This is a genomic window from Solidesulfovibrio sp. (assembly GCF_029978005.1).
GTDB lineage: Bacteria > Desulfobacterota > Desulfovibrionia > Desulfovibrionales > Desulfovibrionaceae > Solidesulfovibrio.
Genome location: NZ_JARKOZ010000005.1, coordinates 1 through 18,235, shown reverse-complemented (window position 1 = coordinate 18,235; position 18,235 = coordinate 1). Strand labels below are relative to the sequence as shown.

The following is an 18,235-nucleotide window of genomic DNA, read 5'->3' as shown; positions in this document are numbered from 1 at the left end:
CGGTCGTCAGTCCCGGGGGCCGCGCCCCCGGTAGCCGAAGAGCAGCCGCAGGACGCGCCGCGCCAGCGGAGAAAAAAGTTTCGCTTCCAGGCCCCGGCCGGCCGCCCGCCGGCCCGTCTCGGCCAGGGTCGGATAGGGCAGCACCGCGCCGGCGACGCGCCCCGGTCCCAGCCCGCCGGCCAGGGCCACGGCCCAGACCGCGGCCAGCTCCCCGGCGGCCGGGCCGACGATGCCCACACCGAGAAGCCCGCCCCGGCGGTCGAGCACCAGCTTGCAAAAGCCCGCCCCCTCGCCCTCGGCCCTGGCCCGGTCGTTGCCGGAAAAGGGTTCCGTGACCACCTTGCCCAAAACGCCCGTCTCCCGGGCCTCGGTCTCGGTCAGCCCGACCACGGCCAGTTGGGGCTCGGTGTAGACGCAGCGCGGCAGATGCCGGTAGTCGGCCCGGCGCGGCAGGCGCAACACCGCGCCGGCCACCGCCACTCCGCCCTCGTAGCCGGCGGCGTGGGTGAACAGGTGCTCTCCGGTGACGTCGCCCGCGCCGAACACGTGGGGCCGCGAGGTCCGAAGCCTGGCGTCCAGGACAAGCCCCTTCGTTGTATGGACAATCCCGGCCGCGTCAAGGTTCAGGTCGTTAAGGCGCGCCGCGCGGCCAAGGGCCACGAGAATCCGCTCGGCGGCCACGGCCTCGCGCCGGCCGTCCCGGGAAAACGTCACGGTCCGCCGGCCGTCCGGGGCGCGGGACACGGATTCGAGGACCGCCCCCGGGCGCAGATCCACGTCCTCGGCGGCGAGGGCCCCGGCCACGACCGCCGCCAGGTCCGGGTCCTCGCGGGTAAGCAGCCGCCCGCTGCGCTGAACGATGGTCACCCGGCTGCCCAGGCGCGAAAAGGCCTGCCCCATTTCCACGGCCATGGCCCCGCCTCCGAGGACGACAAGGCTTTCGGGCAGCGTCTGCAGGGAGAAAAGCTCGCGGTTGGTGAGAAAGCCCGCCTCGGCCAGCCCCGGCACGGCGGGCACGGCGGCGCGCGAGCCCGTGGCCACGACGATGCGCGCGGCGCTTATCGGCCTGCCGTCGCATTCGATCTCGTGGTCGTCGCGAAAACGGGCCGCCCCGAAGCGCACGTCCGCGCCGAGGCTCTCGAAGCGGGCCACGGAATCGTGCTCCTGGATGCCGGCGACGACACCCTCGATGCGCCGGCGCACGGCGGCGAAATCCACCGGCGGCGCGGCCGTTTCGGGCAGGCCGAACTCCCCGGCCCGGCAGCGCATGCGCCGGGCGTGGGCGGTGGCCAGCAGCGTCTTGCTCGGCACGCAGCCGTAGTGCAGGCAGTCGCCGCCAAGGCGGCCCTCGCCCTCGACCAGGAGCGTGCGCACGCCCAGGCGCGCCGCCCCGGCCGTGACCGTGAGCCCCGCCGCGCCGCCGCCGATCACCAGCAGATCGTAGTCGTACCGCGTGGCCATCTCATCGCCCCCTTCCCGGCCCGCGCCCCTTACCCCGCCGGGAAAACCATGGTAGCCTGGACTCGGAAAAAGCCAAAGCCCGGGACGCGTCCCGGCGAAGGACAAGCCATGACGACGCGCGCATACGATCTGGTGGTGCTGGGCGGCGGCCCGGCCTGCGGCCCGGCGGCCCGGCGCTGCCGCGAGGCGGGCTGGTCCGTGGCCGTGGTGGAGGCGGGCCTTCTCGGCGGAGTGTGCCCCCACACGGGCTGCAATCCCAAAAAGGTGCTCATGGCCGCGCCAGAGGCCGTAAGCGCCGCCGCCCACCTGGCCGGCAAGGGGCTTTCCGGCGGCCCGGCCGTGGACTGGCCGGCGCTCATGGCGTTCAAGCGCTCGTTCACGACCCCCGTGGACGCCCGGGTGGCGGCCTCCTACCGCGAGGCCGGCATCGACGTGGTGCGCGGCCGGGGCGTGTTCGCCGGCCCGCGCACGGTGCGCGTGGGCGAGGCGGAGCTTGCGGCGAAAAAAATACTTATCGCCGTGGGCGCGACCCACAAGCGCTTCGACTTTCCCGGGGCCGAGCTTCTCTCCGCCAGCGACGCCTTCCTGGACCTCGACGCCCTGCCCGGCCGCGTGGTCTTCGTCGGGGGCGGCTTCATCGCCTTCGAGCTGGCCCACGTGGCCGCCGTGTGCGGGGCCAAGGCGACCATCCTCACCCACGGCGACGCGGCCCTTCGCCGCTTCGACCAGGGCGTGGTCGGCAAGCTCGTGGCCGCCACCCGGGCCATGGGCATCACGGTGATTTTCGATGCCCCGGTCACGGCCATCCGCCGGGAGGGAGGCGGACTGGCCGTGGACACCCCGCAGGGCGTCTGCAGCGCGGACATGGCCGTCAACGCCGCCGGCCGCCCGCCCGCGCTCCGGGGCCTCGGCCTCGAAGCGGCCGGGATCGCGGCCACGCCGCGCGGCGTCACGGTCAACGAATACCTCCAGTGCCCGGGCAACCCCGACGTCTACGCCGCCGGGGACTGCCTGGACGCGCCCTACGCGCTCACCCCGACGGCGGACCTGGAAAGCCGCCTGGCCGGCGAGAACATGGTCACCGGCAACACCCGCGCCATCGACCGCACCGGCACGCCGAGCGTGCTCTTCACCCTGCCGCCGCTCGGCATGGTCGGGCTGACCGAAGAGGCCTGCCGCGCCCGGGGCCTGTCCTGCGTGAAAAAGGAGACCGACCTGGCCGACTCCTTCCCCTGGAAGCGGCTCGGCGAGACGGCCGGCTGGGCCAAAACCCTGGTCTCGCCCGGGGACGACCGCATCCTGGGGGCGCACATCCTGGGGCATGCCGCCGAGGAGGTCATCAACGTCGTGGCCCTGGCCATGCGCCAGGGCCTTCCGGCCTCGGCCCTGCGGGAAGGGATCTGGGCCTATCCCACGGCCGGCTACTACCTGCGTTACATGTTCTAGGCCGCGCCGGCCCTTTCTCCTTGAAGGGACGGGCGGCAACGGCTACAAGCCCGCCCGGGGAAGGCCGCGCCACGTCGGCGCGGCCTTCCCACGCCACCAAGGCGGTCCGCCATGCTCGACGCCCTTTCCATCGTGCTTTTCCGACCCAAATTCTCCGAAAACGTGGGCGCGGCCGCCAGGGCCTGCGCCAACATGGGCGTGTCGCGCCTGATCCTGGTCGATCCGCCGGCCTTCGACATCGAAAAAGCCCGGCCCATGGGCACCAGCAAGGGCGGCCTCCTCTTGGACGCCCTGGAGCTTGTCCCGACCTTGAACGACGCCGTGGCCGGGGCCGAGGTCGTCTTCGGCACCACGGCGCGCCTGGGCGGCTGGCGCACGGGGGTCATCGCCCCGGAGCAGGCGGCGGCTGCGGCCTGCCGCGTCCTGGCCGGCGGCGGCGGCGTGGCCGTGGTCTTCGGCCCGGAGGACGCCGGGCTCTCCAACAAGGAGACCCAGCTCTGCTCCCGGCTGGTCAACATCCCCACGGCGGACGCGGCCACCTCGCTGAACCTCGCCCAGGCCGTGCTGGTCATGTGCTACGAGATCTTCAAGGCGGCCAGCGGCCTGACCGGCCAGGCGGCCACGGGGGCCACCCCTTCCCGGGCCGCCACCCACGCCGAGCGCGAGGCGCTTTTCGCCGCCCTGCGCCGCACGCTCCTGTCCATCGACTTCATCAAGCCCGACAACCCCGACTACTGGATGCTGCCGGTGCGCCGGTGCATCGAGCGGGTGGGTCTCAAGCGCCAGGAATTCAACCTGCTCATGGGCGTGTGTCGCCAGATCGACTGGGCCGTGGCCTCGGGGGGAAAGAAGGCCGGCCGGGAGGAATAGCCGTCCCCGCGGACCCCCATGGACAGCTGGCCGGGTTGCCCGTATCAAGCGTGGCATGACGCCCCGTCGCGCCGTGCTCGCCCTTGCCTGCGCCCTGCTTTTCGCCCTTGCCGGCGCGCGCCCTCTTTTCGCCGAAGACACGGACTGGGAGCTCGTGCTCGAAACCCTGCGCAAGCAGGACCAGCTCATCCACCAGCGCCTGGACGTCTACAAGGTCCGCGCCGCGGCCGAGGCCGCGGCCGAGGCCCTGGACATGGAGCGACTGACCCACGACCGGGCCAGGCTCGCCCTGTGGCAGGCCACGGCCTCGGACCCCTGGGAGATCCGCGACGTGCTGGCCGGCTTCGACCGCCTGAACCAGGACGTGGCCAGGCTCTCCCAGCGGCCCCAGCAGGCCTGGGCGAGCCTCGAGCAGAGCGTGGCCCTGCTCGACACCTTCAAGGAGCGGCTCACGGAGATTTCCCTCCAGGACATCCCGGAACGCTTCCGCAAGGACCTCGAGCCCTCGCGCGATTCCATGGGGGCCTTAAGCGCCGAGGTCGCGGCCATGCGCGACGCCATCGCCGCCCAGACCACGCCCCTGCGCGATCTCGCCGCCCAGATCAGGTCCGCCGAGGCGAACCTCACGACCGCCCTGGCCCCGTCCTGGAAAAGCTACTACACCGAGGTCTTCCCCACCCCCCTTTCCCCCCGCTTCCTGAGCGTCCTGTCCCAGGACATGGAGGACTGGGACCTGTGGCGGGGCCTTTGCCTGGAGCTGCTCGTCACGCCCCACAACAGGGAGCTTTTGCGCAAGAGCCTGAGCACGGCGGCGGTGACGAGCCTGGCCGTGGCCTTGCTGTCCTTGGGCGCGATCCTTTTCGCGGCCCGGCGCGGCCGTCTGAGCGCCGCCGGCCGGTCTTTCCTGCCCCGGGCGGCCCTTTGCGTGTCCGTGGGCGTCTTCTTCATCACCCTGTCGCGCGGCGCGCCGTTTTTCCTCTACACGGCGCTGACTTCCGTAGGCGAGATCGTGCTGACCGCCGCCCTGGTCCATTTCACGCGCCTGCGCGTGGCCGCGACCTCGGGCGCCGCGCATCCGCCGGTGTTGTGGCCCACTTGGCGGCTCTTCGCCCTGGGGCTGCTCCTCGAGACCCTGCGCGTGCCCGAGGTGCTCATGACCCCGGTCCTGGCCGTGTTCCTGCTGGCCTCGGCCGTGGCCTTCAACCGCCGGCACCGGGAGACGCCGCCCAAGCAGCGCCTGGACCGGGGCATCACCCGCGCCTACAGCCTGCTGCTGCCGGCCATCGCCCTGGTCGCGGTCTGCGGCCTGCCCCAGACCGCGATCCTGTGCGCCTCGGCCCTGTTCTACATCACCCTGGCCCTGCGCTTCGCCGGACTCACCACCACGTTTCTCGGCCGCCGCACCGTGGAGCGCCACAAGGGCAAGGCCCCGGTGCTGCTCGGCATCGCCGCCGGCGCGGGCTTTCCGTTCTTCTTCCTGTCCTACCTGTTCGGCTTCCTGTGGCTGCTTTCCACCCAGTTCGGCGGCGAGAACGTGTTTCTGGAGATGCTCACCACCGAGACCCAGGTGGAATCCGTGGGCATCAGCCTCAAGAAGCTGGCCTTCCTGGTGGTGGGCTTCTACATGGCCAAGGCCATGATCGCGCTTTCGGCCAGCTTCATCGCCGAGATGGCCAGCCGTCGCCGGGCCGTGGAACGCGGGGCCAAGGATTCGCTGCTGACCATCAACAGCTACGCCTGGTGGGGGCTCTACGCGCTTTTCACCATGTCCGTGCTGGGGCTGTCCCTGACCAGCGTGGCCGTGGTGGCCGGCGGCCTGTCCGTGGGCATCGGCTTCGGCATGCAGACCATGGTCAACAACTTCATCAGCGGCCTGATCCTGCTCTTCGGCCGCTCCATCCAGGCCGGGGACACCATCCAGCTCGGCGACATCTGGGGCGTGGTCCGCGAGGTCAACATCCGCAACACCGAGGTGCTCACCTGCGACAACGCCACGGTGTTCGTGCCCAACTCGGAGCTCATCTCCGGCAAGATCGTCAACTGGAGCCACAAGGACCCCAGCGTGCGGCGCGACATCTGCGTGGGCGTGGCCTACGGCTCGGACACGGCCCAGGTGCGCGAGAGGCTGCTGGCCGCGGCCGCCACCTGCCCGGCCGTGCTGGGCAGCCCCGCCCCCACGGTGCTCCACTGGGACTTCGGCGCGAGCACTCTGGACTTCCGCCTGCGCGTCTGGCTGGCCGACGTGGACAGCGCCGTCACCGCCATGTGCGCCATCCGCGAGGCCATCGACCGGCTCTTCCGCGAGGCGGGCATCGAGATCGCCTTTCCCCAGGCCGACCTGCACCTGCGCTCCGCCCCGGCCCTGGAGGAATTTGTCGAAAACCGGCGACAGGAAGACCGCGAGGGGCTGGCCCGGCTGGGCGAGCGGCTCGCGGCCCTGGAGCGCAAGATCGAAGCGGCGGTGGATAAAGCCGCCGCGCCAAGCGAGGACGCATCCCATGGCAAATGACGCCGCGCCCGGGCCGGCCAAGGTCTATTTCGCCGACCTGCGCGCCCGGGCGGCCAACAAGAACCGCACGGCCAAACTCAAAAAGCTCTTCGAGGCGGCGGGCTTCGCCGACGCCATCGGCAAAGGCGACCTCACGGCCATAAAGGTCCATTTCGGCGAGCGCGGCTGCGACACCCACATAAGCCCCACCCACGTGCGCGCCGTGGCCGACCTGATCAAGGCGCGGGGCGGGCGGCCCTTCGTCACCGACACCAACACCCTCTATTCCGGCAGCCGCCACAACGCCGTGGACCACCTGGCCACGGCCGTGGAGCACGGCTTCGACTACGCCGTGCTCGGCGCGCCCGTGGTCATCGCCGACGGCCTGGACAGCACCAACGTCCTCGAGGTGCCGGTCCCGGGCAAGCACTTCCGGAAGGTCAAAATCGCCGGCGACATCGTGCGCGCCGACGCCCTGGTGGTGCTATCGCACTTCAAGGGCCACGAACTGGCCGGCTTCGGCGGCGCGGTCAAAAACCTGGCCATGGGCTGCGCCCCGCGCGCCGGCAAGCAGGACCAGCACTGCGTGCGCTTCGCCGTGGAGCCGAAAAAATGCATCGGCTGCGGCGAGTGCGCGCGCGTGTGCCCCACCGGCGCGGCAGCCATGCGGGACAAAAAGGCGGTCATCGACAAGGCGTCGTGCATCGGCTGCGGCGAATGCCTGACCGTGTGCCCCAAAAAGGCCATGCACATCGACTGGCACACCGAGATCGTGCCCTTCATGGAGCGCCTGGTGGAATACGCGCTCGGCGCGGTCATCGGCAAACCGGGCAAGACGGCCTTCTTCAACTTCCTGACCAACGTCACCCCGGACTGCGACTGCGTGCCCTGGTCCGACGCGCCCATCGTGCCGGACATCGGCTTTCTGGCCTCGACCGACCCGGTGGCCCTGGACAAGGCCTGCCTGGACCTGGTCAACGAGCAGGCGGCCTGCCCGGACTGCAAGCTCGAGCACGGCCTGGGCGCGGGCGAGGACAAGTTCGCGGCCCTGTGGCGCTGGACGCGCGGCGACGTGACCTTCGTCCACGGCGAGGCGGTCGGCCTCGGCTCGCCGCGGTATGAGCTGGTGCAGGTGGAGTAGGAGGGAAGAAACGGGGCGCTGCCCCGGGCCCCGCCGGGGGGGATGATCCCCCCCGGCCCCCTCGAAGGGAGGCGTCAGGGGGCCGGCGGCTTGGTGTGGTATTTGATGCAGGCGCCCGTGGCCGAGGCGGCCTTGCGCTGCATGTCCGGCGGCATGACGCCGTGCTCCAGGATATAGGCCACGGTCTGGGAATTCATGAGCGCCCCGGTCTGCTGCATGGCGCACTTGCAGATGGCCGCGGTCTGGGCCTTGGTGTAGCCTTTTTGGGCGAAGGCCGCCTGTTGGGACAGGCACTGCTGGGTGAGCTTGTCCGTCAGGTCCTTGCGCATCTGCGGCGTGACCTGGACGCTCCCGGCCGCCAGCGTCGAAGCGGGCGCGCCGAGGGCCGCCGCCAGCACGGCCGCGCCGAGCAATCTTCCAAAGGGCCTGGGCATACGCAATCCTCCCGCGCCGGTCAGGCCGGCCGCCACCCCGCCAGTTCCCGCGCCGCCCGGGCCACGACCGCGTCCCAGTCTCCGGGCGAGGGCTGGCCGAAAATGCGCATGGCCGGATACCAGGGATTGGGCTCCCGGTTGCCGAGCCAGCGCCAGCAGGCGTCGAAGCGCGACAGCATCCAGACCGGCCGCCCCAGCGCCCCGGCCAGATGCGCCACCGAGGTGTCGACCGTGATCACGAGGTCGAGCCGCTCCACGATGGCCGCCGTGTCCATGAAATCCGAAACGTCGCCCATGAGGTCCACGATCCGCCCGCCCAGGCCGAGTTCCCGGATTTGGCCGGCCGTCTCGCCCTTTTGCAGGCTGTAATAAACGATGTCCTCCCGGGACAGGAGCGGCAGCAGGCGTTCAAGCCGCAGGCTACGCCGCCGGTCGGCCAGGCTGGCCTCGGGCAGCCTGCCGCGGGGACTGCCGGCCCAGACCAGTCCCAGGCGCGGCCGGCCGTCGTCCTCGAAGCGCGGCCCCCAGGCGACGCGGGCCTCGTCGCTGACGAAAAGATAGGGAATGTCCGCCGGCACGGTTTCCAAGGTCGTGCCAAAGGCCAGAGGCAGGCTCATGAGCGGCGCGTGGCGGTCCCAGGCCGCCTCGACCGGGTCGGCGCACACCGCGTCCACGCCCGGACAGCCCGCCAGCAGGCGATGCAGGGCCGGCGGGCAGGCGAGCACGACCCCGGCCCCGCAAGCCTTGCACAGGGCGGCGTAGCGGACGAACTGCATGGAATCGCCCAGGCCCTGCTCGGCCCGCAGCAGCAGGCGCTCGCCGGCCCGGGGACGACCGATCAGCCGTCGGGCCGGGTCCGGGTCCAAACCGCGCAGCTCCTTTTGGCCAAGGCCGGCCTCGTACAGGGCGAAGCCTTCGGCCAGCCGGCCCAGGGACAGCAAGGAGAGCGCCTTGTTCCAGCGCGCGGGGACATTGTCAGGAAGGCGCGAAAGCACCCGGTCGAACAGGGCCACGGCCTCTTCGTGGCGCATGACGTCCTGGCGCAGGGCCCCGAGGGTGAGAAGCGCCGCGTCCAGGTCCGGGGCCACGGCCAGGGCCCGGTCGCAGGCCGCCTCGGCCGCCGCGTCGTCCCCCATGTCCCGGCAGGCCACGGCGTAGTTGACCAGGGCGGGCAGAAACCCGGGCGTGCGCTCCAGCACGGCGGCGAAATGCTCCCGGGCCTCGGCCCGGCGGCCGGCCAGGCGCAGGGCGTGGCCCAGGTCGTTTCGCAGCAGGGCGTCGCCGGGTCTTTGGCGCAGGGCCGCCTCGTACCAGGCCACGGCCGCGTCCAGGCGGCCGTCGTCGATGAGCGCCAGGCCCAGGTGCAGCACGGCCGGCACGTGGCCCGGGTCCAGGCGCAGGGCCCGCTCGTAGAAGGAGGCGGCCTCCCCGGCCCGGCCCCCTTTGCGCAGGGCCTCGGCCAGCAGGTAATGGGCCTGGGCGTCCCCGGGGCGCAGGCGCGCGGCCCGGCCGAGCAGGGTCAGGGCCTCGTCGCGCCGGCCGAGCTTTTCGCAGACGAGCCCCAGGGCGCTTAAGGCCGGGACGTCGTCCGGGGCGAGGCGCACGGCGCAGGCATAGGCGGCGGCCGCCTCCTGGAGCCGCCCCAGCTTGTCCAGGGCGCGGCCGAGGCCGAGGCAGGCCTCGACGCTTTCCGGTTCGCGCGAAAGCGCCTCCCGGTAGCGTTTCTCGGCCAGATCGCCCCGTCCCGCCTCGAGGTAGACCGCGCCGCACAGGCGCAAGGCCTCGGCGTCGCCCGGCCGGCGGCGCAACGCGGCGAGATACGCCTGTTCGGCCTCGGCGAAGCGGCCGGCGCGATGGGCTTCGACGGCCTCGCGCATGCTCCGGGAATAGGAGGGGCCGGCGTTTCTGGCGGAAGACGGCTTCATACCGACCTCACCCCTGCCCCCTTTCCCACAGCCCGTCAACCGGACCGGAAAAGGCCGTCCCACGGACACGGGGACGGCCTTTTCGAAGCTGGCCCACGCCGCCCGGGCGGCCCCGGGGGCGGCTACTCGCGTTCCATGTTCGGGTGGTGCACGTCGCCGCCCTGCATCTCCACGGTGTGGCAGACGTCACAGCGCTTGGCCGAGCCGAGGACGCCCGGAAAGCCCATGTACTGCATGGACGGGATGTTGTTGACGTCCAGGCCGTAGCCGTTGGCGGCCACGAAGGTGGCGTGGGGGCTGCCGTGGCAGGCCGCGCACGGGATGTTGCCCGTGTCCTCCTTGCGGTTGCGGAAAAGCCCGGCCGCGTCCTTGGTCCAGACGCCGAACGCCGAGGCGTCCTGGGCCGGGCGGGTGAAGTCCTTGTGGCAGGTCAGGCAGTCGGGCTCCTGGGTCCAGGCGGCCCGGGGGCGAATCTCGGCCACCGAGGCCGCGGCGCGCGGCGAAAGCGGAGCCATGAGCCAGGCGGCGGCCTTCTTGCCGGCGGCCTTCTCGTGGGCCAGAAGCGACAGGGCGTGGTCTTCCATGTAGCCGTGGCAGCGCACGCAGCCGATGCCGGCGGCGCTGTGGTTGTCGCGCTGGGCCTGCGTCACGCCGTCCGGGGCCGTGGGATGGCAGTTGCCGCAGGCCCTGGCGTCGCCGCCGGACAGGTAGGAGGCGTGGAAGCCGTGGACGGCGGCGGAAAGCGACAGCAGGGCCTTGGGGTCCTTGGGCGCGACGCCGGCGTTGGGGCTGTCGCTTTCGTGGCAGCCCTGGCAGGCCACCGGGCCGCCGGCCTTGGCCCGCTCGGCCAGGTCCGTGCCGTTTCGCTTGTCGTGCACGGCCAGGATGCCCTTGGCCGTGTCGGCCGAGACGCCGGTCTCGCCGTCCACGGCGAAGCCGCCGCCGTGGCAGGTGAAGCAGCGCATTTCCGTGGCGACCGGGGCCACGGCCTTGGTCACGGCCAGGGTCTCGCCGGATGCGGCGTCCTTGGCCGTGAGCGTGAAGACCGGATAGGGGTTCACCCCGCCGGCGTCGGGATAGGGCGAAACCGGGATGCCGGCGGCGCTATAAAGCTTGTCCCCGGCGGTCATGACGCCGTCGGGCGCAAGCCCCGTGGTCGAGACGTCGGGGTCGAGCCTTTTGCCGACGAGGGTCGCGGCATGCTTCCAGAAGTCCAGCCGTTTGGACGGATGCTTGAAGCCGTCCGGCGCCTCGTAGGCCACGGTCACGTCTTTGGTCACGACCTCGGGCATGACGTCGCGCTTCACGAGCACGGCCTGGAGCGTGTTGCCGGGCACGGCCAGGGAGAACGAACCGTCGCAGCCGGCCATGGCCACCACGCCCAGGCTGTTGAAGCCGATGAGCAGGTACGGCGCGGCCGCTGCGTCGAAGGGCGGCAGGGCCACCTCGGCCGGGAGCACCTCGGCCGGCTTGGGCACGGCGGGCTTTTTGCCGTTTATGCCCTCGGAAACGTAGGCGGCCAGGGCGGCGCGCTCTTCGGGGCTGCCCAGAAAGGGCGGCATCTGGGTGAAGAGCTTGCCCTGCCCGGTGAGATACGCCTCGACGCCTGCCGCGCCGATGTGCGCCGTGTAGGCGCGGATGTCCTTGAACGGCCCGCCCACGCTGTGGCAGGCCAGGCACTGCATGGCGTAGAGCTCGCGGCCGGCCTCCAGGCGGTTTTGGGGCGTGACCTGCTTGACCTTGGCGAAGCGGGCCCGGGGCAGGAAGGGGGCGTCGTAGGGCGCGGCCTGGGAGGGCCTGATGTCCGTGGACCAGATCTGGCCGTGGACCAGCCAGGGCTTGCGGGCCGCCTCGCGGATGGTCTCGAAGGCCCCGACCAGGCCAAGGCCCAGCACCAGCAGGGCCACGGCCAGAATGCGGCGAAGCCGCAAGGGAAGGTGCGTGGCCAGGGCCAGGGAGCCGGCGGCCAGCAGCACCAGCAGCACGGGATAGGCCAGGCGGTAGGAGGCGATCTCGCTCGAGCGACGCAGCACGAACTCCCGCACCCCCGGCGGCAGCACGCCCACGTACCAGAAGCCGGAAAGCAGCAGCACAGGCGCGGCGGCCACCACCCAGCGGCACGAGGCGCGCAGCACGTCCTCGCGTGTCTTTTCGTCCGGAATGCCAAGGGCCGTGGCGAAGCCGAAAAGCCCGGCCAGGAGCAGGGCCAGAGCCAGGCGCAGCACCACGGACGGCCAGAAGGTGGGGTTGAAGAAACCGTCCCAGAAATTAAGCGTGGTCGGCCACTCCCCGGGGGTGAGCATGAAGCCGATGATGCCGTTGACGGTGAAAAGCGACAGGAAGGCGAGCAGGAAATAGAAGAATCCCACCCGCAGGTGGGTCTTGGCGTCGAGCCTGTCGAAGCCGTAGTAGTAGACGAGCAGGACCGCGATCTCGCCCGCGAAGAACGTCCATTCCGTGGCCCAGCCCCAGACGAAGGTGCGCACGAGCATGAGCGTGGCCTGGGGGGACAGGACCGATATGGTGAGCCAGATGCCGACGCCCGAAAGCGCGCCGAAGACCATGGTCAAAAGCAGGAAGAAGCGGGCGTGGCGGTGCAGGTAGTCGAGCATGGGCGCGGAGCCGAGCTTCCTGGCCCGGCGCTCGGTCATGATCAGGAAAAGGCCCCCGCCCACGGCGAAATGGGCCACGTAGACATGCAGCACGGCGATGACGACGATCCAGAATCCGCCGCCGAAGGCGGACAGCTGCCAGACGGGATATTCCATGGCCTACGCCCCCCTTCCCGCCCGGCGGCGAAAGCACCCGACGGCCCAGACGGCCACGGCCGCGGACCCGGCGAAGGCGGCCAGGAACATGAAAAACGGCCCGTACTGCGGCAGCGTCGGCAGCGCCGCCGGGGAATAGGCCGGGGCCAGCGTCAGCAGCCGGACCAGCTCGCGCACCGCGACCATGGCCGCGACCGAGGCCACGGCGAACCAGGCGGCCGGCCCCACCCGGCCCTGGACGCCCTGGACGAGGGCCGCGCCGGCCAGCAGCACGCCGACGAGCAGCGCGGCCGTGGCCAGGCCGTCACCGCCGAGGAAGGCGAAATGGACCTCGCGCGGCAGGGAGAAGAGAAACCACAGTCCCACCAAGAACTGGACCATGGTCGCCCGGGTGAACCAGGCCAGGCCCAGGCGCTTGCGGGCGAGCCCGGCCGCGTCGCCGGCCGCGGCCGCCTTGCGGCTGATAACGGCCAGGAAGAGCCCGGCCACGGCCAGGGAGGCGGTCACGAAATGCAGCCAGCGGGGCAGAAAGGTGGCGTCGGCGAAATTGAGGACCGTGCCGCCGGGGTTGTCGAAATAGGCCATCCAGGCGGCCGGGCGCACGGCAAGGGTCGAGACGTTGACCAATATCAGGCTCGCCGCCAGGAGCAGGCAGGCGGCGGCCAGGACCGCCGGCCGCGAAGCGGCCAGGGCCAGACGCGGCTGGGCGTAGTACAGCAGCGCATAGGCGATCATGACGACCATGAAGAGCGAAAGCCAGGTCGCGGCGGTCAGCACGGCCGCGCTGTAGAGGTACTGGCCGTAGAGCACCGAGGCGAAAAGCAGCGGCGGGATGGCCAGGTTGACGGCGATGGCCACGGTCGTCGGCAGCTTGCCGCCGAGCGACAGGGCCGCGCCCCGGTCCCGGCCGGGCGTCAGCAGGGCGATGAGTGTGCCGCCCAGAGCCACGTTGACGGCCAGCAGATGGGCCGCGAAGGTCACCAGCAGCAGGACTTCGAAGATTCCCCAGGGCGACGGCAGGGCCAGCCCCGGGGCCGGGGAAACGGGCGGATGCATGGCGGTCGGGCTCCTTTGGGCCGACGGGGCCGCCCAGCCGGCGTGGGCCGGTCGTGCGCCTCGGGGCTCGGGATTTGGGCGAACCCTACATGAACGGGATGTTATAAACAACATGTTCACCGATACAGGAGGCGTTGGCGGCGCGCCCGCCCCGCCGCGCCGCCCTCGACGTCCGGCCCCGGCCGTGCTAGGGCCTGCGCAAAAAAGGGGAGTGCCTTCCCTGGTTTTTCCCTTTTCCCGCCCGGCCCTTGCCCTTGGACGGTCCAAGGCCATTTCCCCAACCGGGCGGGTTTTTTCTTTCGAAGGAGCACCCATGGACAAGCGGGAAAACCTGGCCTTGCAGGTGACCAAGGAAATCGTGGTCAAGTTCGTGGAAACCGGACGCATTTCGCCCGGCAACTTCACCGAGCATTTCGGCCCCATCTACGAGGAAGTGCTGCGCGTGATCCGCCGCGGCGACGCCGAGGCCGGCAAGGACGGCCGCGACGATGGCTGAGCTGCCCGTTCCCGGCGATTCGCGCCGCGTGGCCGGCATGTTCGGTCGCGTGGCCGGGTCCTATGACCTGCTCAACCACCTGCTTTCGGCGGGGCTCGACATCGCCTGGCGGCGGGCCATGGTCCGGGCGCTCCTGGCCCCGGGGCTGCCGCCCGGGCCGGTGCTGGACCTCGCCGCCGGCACGCTGGACGTGTCCGTCATGCTCTCGCGCCTGGGCCGGCGCGCCATCGTGGCCGTGGATCCCTGCCTGCCCATGCTCCAGGCCGGACGGTCCAAGATCGGCAGCGGCCCGGGGGCGGCCATCCATCCCGTGCTCGGCGACGGCCTGCGCCTGCCGCTCCCCGACGCTTCCGTGGCCGGAGCGACCATCGCCTTCGGCATCCGCAACATCCGCCCCCGGCCTGACGCTTTCGCCGAGCTGGCCAGGGTGGTCAAACCCGGCGGCCGGCTGGTGGTGCTGGAATTCGGCACGGGCAAGCGCCGTCTCTGGGGCGGGCTGTACAATTTCTACCTGCGAAGCGTGCTGCCCAAAATCGGCAAGCTCGTTTCCGGCGACGACGAGGCCTATCTCTACCTGGCCGAAACCATTCGGGAGTTCCCGGACGAGGGCACGCTGGCCGAGGAGATGCGCTTGGCGGGATTTCAGGAAGTGAGCTACCGGGCCATGACCGGCGGCATCGTGTTCCTGCACGCCGGGGTCAAGGCCGTCTGAGGCGTCGGCGGGCCGACAGGGAAGGACGTCAGTTGGCGGCGCGCAGCACGAAGATGAGGAGCAGCCCGGCCAGCATGGCCGTCATGCCGAGCACGCGCAGTTCGCGCGGCTTGCGCTCGGACAGGGCGCGCAGCACCTCGGGCATTTTCTCCGCCGCCAGGAAATACGGCAGTCCCTCGAGGATAAAGGCGAGACCCAGGGCCGTGAGGAATATCTTCCAGTCGAAGTGCATCTCCCAAGAATACGGGCTTGGCCGGGACATGTAAATACGCCCGTCTTGCCGGGCCGGGCGCTTTGCGTTATCCGGCCGGGGTTCGTTCCCGTTTCCCGTAAAAGGAGCCCATCCATTGATCACTTTCGAGGATATTCGCGCCAAACGCGCGCCCGTGGCCGTCATCGGCCTCGGTTACGTGGGCCTGCCCCTGGCCGTGGCCCTGGCCCGACATTTCGACGTGGTGGGGTTCGACATCAAGGACGCCCGCGTCGAGGAGCTCAAGTCCGGCCGAGACAGCACCCTTGAGGTCGACCCGGCCGACCTGGCCGCGGTGTCCATCCGCTACACCGCCGACGCCGCCGACCTCGACGCCTGCAAGTTCTTCATCGTGGCCGTGCCCACGCCGATAAACGCCAACCGGGTGCCGGACCTGGGCCCCCTGGTCGGGGCCTCGCGCCTGCTGGCCGGGCACCTCGGCCCCGGCAGCGTGGTGGTCTACGAATCCACGGTCTATCCCGGGCTGACCGAGGAAGTCTGCCAGCCGCTCCTGGAGCAGGGCTCCAAGCTGTGCGCCGGACAGGACTTCTTCATCGGCTACTCCCCGGAGCGCATCAATCCCGGGGACAAGGTCCACACGCTCGCCACCGTGGTCAAGGTCGTGGCCGGCCAGACGCAGGAGATCACGGACCTTCTGGCCGACGTCTACGGCACGGTGGTCACGGCCGGCATCCACAAGGCCCCGTCCATCAAGGTGGCCGAGGCGGCCAAGGTCATCGAGAACACCCAGCGCGACATCAACATCGCGCTGATGAACGAGCTTTCGATGATCTGCGAGCGCCTCGACATCGACACCATCGACGTGTTGCGCGCCGCCGAGACCAAGTGGAACTTCCTGCCGTTTAGGCCGGGCCTGGTCGGCGGCCACTGCATCGGCGTGGACCCCTACTACCTGCTCTACAAGGCCCAGAGCCTGAACCTGCACCCGCAGGTCATCCCGGCCGGCCGGCGCATCAACGACTCCATCGGCAAGCACGTGGCCGAGGCCACCATCAAGATGCTCATCCGCTCCGAGTGCCGGGCCTCCTGCGCCCGGGTCGGCGTGCTGGGCCTCACCTTCAAGGAGAACGTGCCGGACCTGCGCAACACCAAGGTCGTGGACATCGTCCGCGAGCTTTGCGAATTCCGTATCCGGGTGCTGGTCCACGACCCCATGGCCTCGCCGGAGGAGGCCCGCGAGGAATACGGCCTGAGTCTGGCCCCGGCCGAGGAGCTGCGCGATCTCGACGCGCTCATCGTGGCCGTTTCCCACGACGCCTTCAAGTCTCTGCCCCTGGCCGAGCTGGCCACGTGGTTCCGGCCGAGCGCCGAGCCCATCCTGGTGGACGTCAAGGGCCTGTACGATCGCGCCGCCACCGAAGCCGCCGGCTTCCGCTACTGGCGGCTGTAGCCGCTCCCGGAGCGCCCCATGGGCGAACCCGATACAACCGCCGCTGCACCGACGCCAACGCAACTCGCCCCCCAAGAGGGGAGGTCCAGGAGGGGGTCACCCCCTCCTGGCCGCCGGAGGCGTCCCCCTCTCTCCCCTCTCCTCCTCTGCCTCGCCACAGCCAAGGAATACGCCGCCGCCCTGGGGCCCCTGGGCGCGCCGGCCGCTCCCCCGCCGGGCCGGGCCGTGGCCTGGAGCCGGGCCGGGCGCGATCTGCTCCTTTGCGTCACCGGCGTGGGCCCGGTGGCCGCCGCCCTGACCGCCGGCCGGCTCCTCGGCGAGCACGGGGACGCCCTGGCCGGGGTGGTCAACTGCGGCGTGGCCGGGGGCTTCGACCTGGCCGCCACGCCGCTGGGGTCCCTGGTCGCGGCCGACGAGGAGGCCCTGCCCGAATACGGCCTGCGCACCGGGGCGGGCACGGACGGCGCGGCCATCGCCTTTCCCCAGCTTTCCCCGGCCGGCCGGCCGGTCCACGACCGCCTGCCCCTTTCGCCCCTGGCCGACGCCGAGGCCATGGGCCTGCGCCTGCCCCGTGACGCGGTGGTCGGGCCGTGCGTCACCGTGGCCGGCGTGTCCGGCGACGACGCCCGGGCGGTCGTGTTGGCCCGCAAGTATCGGGCCCTGGCCGAATCCATGGAAGGCTTCAGCCTGGGATTGGCCGCCGCCATGGCCGGCCTGCCCTTTCTGGAGCTTCGCGCCGTTTCCAACCAGGTCGGCCGCCGCCCGCCGGGCGACTGGGACCTGCCCGGGGCGCTTTCCGCCCTCGGCCGGGCCGTGGCCGCCCTGCTCAAAGGAGATCCGTCCCGTGTCTGACGTCGTCACCGTCGCCATCTCTCCCTGCCCCAACGACGTGGTCATCTTCGGCGGCTGGATCCTCGGCCTGGTCGGGCTGCCCGACGCCCGGGCCGCCTTCGCCTTCGAGGACGTGGAAACCCTCAACGAGGCCGCCCTGGCCGGAACTTTCGACGTGGTCAAGGTGTCGGCGGCCATGGCCGCGCCCCTGGCCGCGACCTACGCCGTGCTGCCCTCGGGCGCGGCCTTCGGCTTCGGCGCGGGACCCAAGCTCGTGGCGCCCCAGGGCTACTCCGGCAGGCCGAGGACCGTGGCCGTGCCCGGGCTTCGCACCACCGCCGCCACGCTCTTGCGCGCCGCCCTGGCCGAGGACCACGGCCGGGACGACCTGCCCGTGCCGGACGCGGCGTTTCTGCCCGTGCGCTACGACGAAATCGTCGCCGCCGTGCACGACGGCCGGGCCGAGGCCGGGCTGCTCATTCACGAGACCGCCCTGGCCGCGGCTGACCACGGCCTGCGCCTGGTCCTGGACCTCGGTGCCTGGTGGCAGACGCGCGTGCCGGCCTCGCCGGTGCCGCTCGGCGTGATCCTGGCCAGGAAAAGCCTGGGCGGGGCGCGCATCGCCGCCGTGGGCGAGGTGGTGCGCCAGAGCCTGCTGGCGGCCCGGGCCAGGCCCGGCGCGGTCGCGTCCCTGGCCCGGCTGCTGGCCCGGGAGAAAAACGAGGCCGTGATCACGGCCCACATCGAAGCCTATGTCGGGGAGCTCAGCCTGGCCATGGGCGAGACGGGCAAACTGGCCCTTGCCGCCCTGGAAAAGCTGGCGCAACGGGGCTTTTTCCAGGCCGATCCCCCCTTGCCAGCCCCGGACCAATGCTGTTAAACGCCAGCGGATGAGCGATTTCGCGGACATTTTATCTCGGGAAGTCCCGGCCATCAACAGCTACCT

Annotated in this window: 15 protein-coding genes; 9 read left to right on the top strand and 6 right to left on the bottom strand. The window is 71.2% G+C overall.

The annotated features are described in order from the left end of the window. Nucleotides 1-6: 6 nt before the first annotated feature. Nucleotides 7-1,461 (bottom strand): FAD-dependent oxidoreductase, encoded by a 1,455-nt coding sequence (locus Q1K70_RS00770; RefSeq protein WP_300154373.1) that lies wholly within the window; start codon nt 1,459-1,461, stop codon nt 7-9. A 108-nt stretch (nt 1,462-1,569) separates the two neighbouring features. Here Q1K70_RS00770 and Q1K70_RS00765 point away from each other — a divergent pair, with 108 nt between their 5' ends. The 4 genes from Q1K70_RS00765 to Q1K70_RS00750 all read left to right on the top strand — a co-directional run bounded on the left by Q1K70_RS00765 (nt 1,570) and on the right by Q1K70_RS00750 (nt 7,406). Continuing rightward, nucleotides 1,570-2,907, top strand: coding sequence for an NAD(P)/FAD-dependent oxidoreductase (locus Q1K70_RS00765; RefSeq protein ID WP_300154370.1), 1,338 nt, complete (start codon nt 1,570-1,572; stop codon nt 2,905-2,907). A gap of 111 nt (nt 2,908-3,018) precedes the next feature. Next, nucleotides 3,019-3,777 carry a TrmH family RNA methyltransferase gene (locus Q1K70_RS00760; protein WP_300154367.1) on the top strand — a complete coding sequence of 253 codons (759 nt, stop codon included), beginning with the start codon at nt 3,019-3,021 and terminating at the stop codon, nt 3,775-3,777. A gap of 55 nt (nt 3,778-3,832) precedes the next feature. Next, nucleotides 3,833-6,286 (top strand): mechanosensitive ion channel domain-containing protein, encoded by a 2,454-nt coding sequence (locus Q1K70_RS00755; protein ID WP_300154364.1) that lies wholly within the window; start codon nt 3,833-3,835, stop codon nt 6,284-6,286. Continuing rightward, a complete protein-coding gene (locus tag Q1K70_RS00750) occupies nt 6,276-7,406 on the top strand; it encodes a DUF362 domain-containing protein (RefSeq protein WP_300154362.1) in 1,131 nt (376 codons plus the stop codon). Before Q1K70_RS00755 ends, Q1K70_RS00750 begins: the two co-directional genes overlap by 11 nt. A 74-nt stretch (nt 7,407-7,480) precedes the next feature. Here the strand turns inward: Q1K70_RS00750 and Q1K70_RS00745 are convergent, their stop codons facing one another. The 4 genes from Q1K70_RS00745 to Q1K70_RS00730 form a co-directional block, all read right to left on the bottom strand. Continuing rightward, on the bottom strand, nt 7,481-7,840 hold the full coding sequence (locus Q1K70_RS00745) for a hypothetical protein (protein WP_300154359.1): 360 nt from the start codon (nt 7,838-7,840) through the stop codon (nt 7,481-7,483). A 20-nt stretch (nt 7,841-7,860) separates the two neighbouring features. Then, complete coding sequence (locus Q1K70_RS00740) at nt 7,861-9,765, bottom strand: tetratricopeptide repeat protein (RefSeq protein ID WP_300154356.1); 1,905 nt, start codon at nt 9,763-9,765, stop codon at nt 7,861-7,863. Nucleotides 9,766-9,887: 122 nt separating this feature from the next. After that, nucleotides 9,888-12,533 carry a c-type cytochrome gene (locus Q1K70_RS00735; protein ID WP_300154353.1) on the bottom strand — a complete coding sequence of 882 codons (2,646 nt, stop codon included), beginning with the start codon at nt 12,531-12,533 and terminating at the stop codon, nt 9,888-9,890. Between the two features lie 3 nt (nt 12,534-12,536). After that, on the bottom strand, nt 12,537-13,589 hold the full coding sequence (locus Q1K70_RS00730; protein ID WP_300154351.1) for a hypothetical protein: 1,053 nt from the start codon (nt 13,587-13,589) through the stop codon (nt 12,537-12,539). A 313-nt stretch (nt 13,590-13,902) separates the two neighbouring features. On the opposite strand from Q1K70_RS00730, the gene Q1K70_RS00725 reads away from it, so the two are divergent. Beyond that, nucleotides 13,903-14,085 (top strand): hypothetical protein, encoded by a 183-nt coding sequence (locus tag Q1K70_RS00725; protein ID WP_300154349.1) that lies wholly within the window; start codon nt 13,903-13,905, stop codon nt 14,083-14,085. Beyond that, nucleotides 14,078-14,797, top strand: a complete 720-nt coding sequence (locus tag Q1K70_RS00720; protein ID WP_300154347.1) for a ubiquinone/menaquinone biosynthesis methyltransferase — start codon at nt 14,078-14,080, stop codon at nt 14,795-14,797. The genes Q1K70_RS00725 and Q1K70_RS00720 overlap by 8 nt, the downstream gene beginning before the upstream one ends. Nucleotides 14,798-14,825: 28 nt before the next feature. Here Q1K70_RS00720 and Q1K70_RS00715 read toward each other — a convergent pair whose 3' ends face one another. Next, a complete protein-coding gene (locus Q1K70_RS00715) occupies nt 14,826-15,029 on the bottom strand; it encodes a DUF2065 domain-containing protein (RefSeq protein WP_300154402.1) in 204 nt (67 codons plus the stop codon). 115 nt (nt 15,030-15,144) lie between these two features. On the opposite strand from Q1K70_RS00715, the gene Q1K70_RS00710 reads away from it, so the two are divergent. From Q1K70_RS00710 to Q1K70_RS00700, 3 genes are read left to right on the top strand one after another with little or no spacing between them, the layout of a single operon-like run. Next, a complete protein-coding gene (locus Q1K70_RS00710; protein ID WP_300154344.1) occupies nt 15,145-16,458 on the top strand; it encodes a nucleotide sugar dehydrogenase in 1,314 nt (437 codons plus the stop codon). An 18-nt stretch (nt 16,459-16,476) separates the two neighbouring features. Continuing rightward, nucleotides 16,477-17,310 (top strand): futalosine hydrolase, encoded by an 834-nt coding sequence (mqnB, locus tag Q1K70_RS00705; protein ID WP_300154341.1) that lies wholly within the window; start codon nt 16,477-16,479, stop codon nt 17,308-17,310. Beyond that, the gene (locus Q1K70_RS00700) at nt 17,303-18,169 is read left to right on the top strand and encodes an MqnA/MqnD/SBP family protein (RefSeq protein WP_300154338.1); all 867 of its coding nucleotides are present in this window, start codon (nt 17,303-17,305) and stop codon (nt 18,167-18,169) included. The genes mqnB and Q1K70_RS00700 overlap by 8 nt, the downstream gene beginning before the upstream one ends. Nucleotides 18,170-18,235 lie beyond the last annotated feature (66 nt).

Excerpts from the sequence above, each read along its gene's own strand:
- Q1K70_RS00770 (WP_300154373.1), bottom strand. The coding sequence starts at position 1,461 with ATGGCCACGCGGTACGACTACGATCTGCTGGTGATCGGCGGCGGCGCG.
- Q1K70_RS00765 (WP_300154370.1), top strand. The coding sequence starts at position 1,570 with ATGACGACGCGCGCATACGATCTGGTGGTGCTGGGCGGCGGCCCGGCC.
- Q1K70_RS00760 (WP_300154367.1), top strand. The coding sequence starts at position 3,019 with ATGCTCGACGCCCTTTCCATCGTGCTTTTCCGACCCAAATTCTCCGAA.
- Q1K70_RS00755 (WP_300154364.1), top strand. The coding sequence starts at position 3,833 with ATGACGCCCCGTCGCGCCGTGCTCGCCCTTGCCTGCGCCCTGCTTTTC.
- Q1K70_RS00750 (WP_300154362.1), top strand. The coding sequence starts at position 6,276 with ATGGCAAATGACGCCGCGCCCGGGCCGGCCAAGGTCTATTTCGCCGAC.
- Q1K70_RS00745 (WP_300154359.1), bottom strand. The coding sequence starts at position 7,840 with ATGCCCAGGCCCTTTGGAAGATTGCTCGGCGCGGCCGTGCTGGCGGCG.
- Q1K70_RS00740 (WP_300154356.1), bottom strand. The coding sequence starts at position 9,765 with ATGAAGCCGTCTTCCGCCAGAAACGCCGGCCCCTCCTATTCCCGGAGC.
- Q1K70_RS00735 (WP_300154353.1), bottom strand. The coding sequence starts at position 12,533 with ATGGAATATCCCGTCTGGCAGCTGTCCGCCTTCGGCGGCGGATTCTGG.
- Q1K70_RS00730 (WP_300154351.1), bottom strand. The coding sequence starts at position 13,589 with ATGCATCCGCCCGTTTCCCCGGCCCCGGGGCTGGCCCTGCCGTCGCCC.
- Q1K70_RS00725 (WP_300154349.1), top strand. The coding sequence starts at position 13,903 with ATGGACAAGCGGGAAAACCTGGCCTTGCAGGTGACCAAGGAAATCGTG.
- Q1K70_RS00720 (WP_300154347.1), top strand. The coding sequence starts at position 14,078 with ATGGCTGAGCTGCCCGTTCCCGGCGATTCGCGCCGCGTGGCCGGCATG.
- Q1K70_RS00715 (WP_300154402.1), bottom strand. The coding sequence starts at position 15,029 with ATGCACTTCGACTGGAAGATATTCCTCACGGCCCTGGGTCTCGCCTTT.
- mqnB (WP_300154341.1), top strand. The coding sequence starts at position 16,477 with ATGGGCGAACCCGATACAACCGCCGCTGCACCGACGCCAACGCAACTC.